We start from the raw sequence: 2927 nt of genomic DNA on the forward strand, positions 1-2927 counted from the left end.
CTCGGGATGTTTTCCAACTCCCGGCCGCGGCGACTTAGAAGACTTTACACAGGTTTTGACCCACCCGCAAATCGGCCCATGGGCTGTGATCGGGGTCCCAACAACCACGGTGAACAAACGGCTTTCCGGCCCTTCAAAGCCACTTTTGTTCGGAATTTCCCTTGGCTGTCTGCCGCATGGTTATTCTCCCATGACACAGCTGTGGGTAGCTCTCCGGTTTGGAGAGCTACCCACAATGTTGAGCCCACGGGCTCTACCGGCTGGTCACGAGCTGTTCAGCCTATAGCCGGCATAAAGAACTCAGACGTGGCCCCCTGTTGCTAGTCCATTTCCTTCCTCCGTCGTGCAGCCCCGGCCACCAGCAGTGTGCCCATGAGGACGGCGCCGGCTCCGGCAAGGGATACCTGTGCGGTGGCGGTTGCCCCGGTCTTGGCCAGCGTGTCCTTACCCAAAACCGCGTAGGTATTAGTGACTGTCGCGTCTACGGTTTCACCCGACACGATCACGACGCTGTAGGGCAGAATCGTCTCGACAGTGACGTTCCCGTTCTCACCGTTCGTGGGCTCGGTGACAGTGCACTCGGTACCGGCAGGGATGCCGTCGAAGACCTGCACGTACTCACCGGGCAGGGTTTCAGCGGGGATCCGCACCACTTGCTCGAGCTCGTTTCCGCAGACCACGTTGAGGTATGACGCGGACTGCTTTCCGGCGCCGTTTCCGGCCACGATTTTGGTTACTTGCAGAGATCCATTGGCATATTGCACCGTATTAGCCAGGCCTGCACTTACCGTGGCTCCCGGCTCAATAACGACCGTTACCGGGTCACCGGCCTCCACGGTAACCTCCGACGTCGCCCCAGTGCTCGATTCCGTCACCGTACATTCCGTCCCCGCCGGGATATCAGTGAGGGTTTCACCGTAGGTCCCGGCCGCGCTGCCTGCCGGGATGACAACACTGGTGTCCAGAACGGACCCGCACACAACGTCGAGAACTATTTCCGACTGCAGGCCTGCGGCGTTCCCGTCGATCGTCTTGGTGACGTTAAGCGCTCCCGGGAGGTACTGAACCGTGTTGGTAACCGCAAGGACGTTCTCACCGTCAGTGATGGTCACGGGTTCCGGGAGCACCGGTGTGACTGTTACCTCCGTCGTTGATCCGGTGACGGGTTCAGTAACTGAACAGACCGTGCCTACTGGAAGTCCTGCGACCGTCTCAGTCACTGTTTCAGTCGTGCCGGCGGGGATCTCGAAGGTGAAGACGCCGGATGCTCCGCAGTCCACCACCAGGGAAATGTCGCCCTGCAGCCCGGCTCCTTCACCTGCAAACGCCTTACTTACCGTCAAGTCGCCGGCAACGAAGAACTCGGCCGTCGCCCGTGCATTGGACTCAATCTGCGCATCAGCTGCCAGGATGAGCTTCTGGGCAGTGGTGACGCTGGGATTGTTGCCGGCATAGAGGTAGACGTTGCCTGTCTGGACAGGAACCACGGCTGTGGCGGTCAGATCAACTGGATCCGTGGTTTGGTTGTCGTTCCGCACCCACAGCTGAGTGCCGGAGGTGACAGTCGTGCCAACAAGCGGGGCCGTACCGGCCGGATCCGTGTACAGGGTGTAGCCTTCCGGCACCGCAACGGTGATGGTGCCTGCATCGGAAGTAATGGTGAATGGCCCGGTGACTCCGTCGGTGGGGCCTGACGCAGTGGGCGGATCGATAGCTACGTTGGGGGCCGGCGGCTCGGTCAGCGGTCCTGCCGCGAGTACTGCGGCGACAATCGGAGCCGTGTACGGCCGGACTGGATCGTTTTCCGCTAGGACGTAGCCGTCGCTGAAAAACCACACAGCAGCCTGAACCGCTGCTGCCCGAATGCTGTCCGACGGCGCCTCCGGCAGGCCCGGCTGATCCGGGTAGTAGCTGTTCAGCACCCGATTAACGTAACCAATGTTCGGCACATTGGATTCGTCCCAGCTGCCGCTCTCATAACCCAGGCCGGTGTAGGTGGAGGTACGAATGTCGATGCAGTACATCTGCTGCGTATTGCCGACGGCGTCAACAGTGGTGATGATGCCGGCAAACCCCTCATTGAGGGTCTCATAGCCCGCCGGCACGCCCGTGGGATACCCGGTGGTGGGGTCGAACGGCGCACCTGCAGGAGGCAGCCCGCCAGCCACCCCCTGACCCGGTCCGGTGCCGGTCATTGTGATCTCCGTGAGGTCCGAGGGGACTTCGTTGCCCGGGGATTCACCGCTGAATACGGCATGTGCCGGCAATGCCAGTTGCATCAGAAGACACAGGATGGCGAATACCCCAATGCCCGTGCCGCTGGCCCGGCCTCTCCATACTGGGGTACTGCCCCTCCGGACACTGCCGGTTCTGCGACGCACGCTCATTAGCTTCCCGCTTTCTGCTCGACCCTTTGACATCCGCAGAGCCCAGGTGAGGACAGACTTATATGAGGCTCCGTGAGCAGTGAGGCTACCTCGTGGGGAAACGTGTGCAAAGGGAAGTGCAGGAATCATCTACTGATACTGAAGTTAAAAGCGTGGTAGCTGAGATGTGCTTGACAATGCCGCGTGGTAAGGCAGCGCCAACGGCTCCCGTCCGGGCAACCGTAACCCGGCAAAACCGCCGGCTGGGAAGCATGCCTGTTAAACAGTTGAGGCCCGAACCAAAAGGTACGGGCCTCAACCTCTCAACCGAAATATTGTCCGGCGGTGACCTACTCTCCCACACCCTCCCGGATGCAGTACCATCGGCGCAGTGGGTCTTAGCTTCCGGGTTCGGAATGGGACCGGGCGTTTCCCCCACGCTATGACCGCCGTAACCCTACCACCCGCACCACCGGCCAAACTGCTCCTGGTGGAGGGGAAAACAATGGGTCACAACCAAACACGTTCAACCGTGCCTGTCATGAAAAAGTATCCACGCGT

General features: G+C 60.6%; 1 protein-coding gene and 1 rRNA gene. Both read right to left on the minus strand.

What is annotated here, in order from left to right:
• Window positions 1-320: 320 nt before the first annotated feature.
• Window positions 321-2279, minus strand: a complete 1959-nt coding sequence (locus CXR00_RS17940; protein WP_104056426.1) for a thioester domain-containing protein — start codon at window positions 2277-2279, stop codon at window positions 321-323.
• 424 nt (window positions 2280-2703) lie between these two features.
• Window positions 2704-2820 (minus strand): 5S ribosomal RNA (gene rrf, locus CXR00_RS17945).
• Window positions 2821-2927 lie beyond the last annotated feature (107 nt).

The sequence above is a fragment of the Arthrobacter sp. 9E16 genome, from assembly GCF_002929435.1.
GTDB lineage: Bacteria > Actinomycetota > Actinomycetes > Actinomycetales > Micrococcaceae > Arthrobacter_B > Arthrobacter_B sunyaminii.